Below are 460 nucleotides of genomic sequence, written 5' to 3' on the forward strand. Positions count from 1 at the left end.
TTGAAATTTCTGGTCAGTCTTTAATTCCAGAAAATGACCCTTCTGTTTTGTTCACAACTGCGGGAATGCATCCGCTTGTTCCTTATCTTCTTGGTGAAAAACATCCGGCGGGAACTCGTCTTACTGATTATCAGAAATGCGTGCGCACAGGTGATATTGACGAGGTTGGAGATCCGAGCCACCTTACTTTTTTTGAAATGCTCGGAAACTGGTCTCTTGGAGATTATTTTAAGAAAGATTCAATCGCTTTTTCATACGAATTTTTGACAAGCCCGAAATGGCTCGGTCTTGATCCAAGAAAAATTTCTGTTACGGTTTTTGCAGGCGATGAGAATGCTCCGCGCGATGAGGAGGCAGCCGACGCTTGGAAAGCGAATGGAATGCCGGAAGACAAAATCGCTTATCTTTCAGCGGAAGACAACTGGTGGGCGGCGGGTCCGACTGGTCCTTGCGGTCCGGA

1 protein-coding gene is annotated in these 460 nt (G+C 46.5%); it reads left to right on the forward strand.

Annotated features, from left to right (window positions below; genetic code table 11):
- The coding region (locus B4N75_RS00420) for an alanine--tRNA ligase-related protein (protein ID WP_296706288.1) at positions 1-460 on the forward strand (460 nt) is incomplete at both ends.

The sequence above is a fragment of the Treponema sp. UBA7570 genome, from assembly GCA_002477955.1.
Taxonomy (GTDB): domain Bacteria; phylum Spirochaetota; class Spirochaetia; order Treponematales; family Treponemataceae; genus Treponema_D.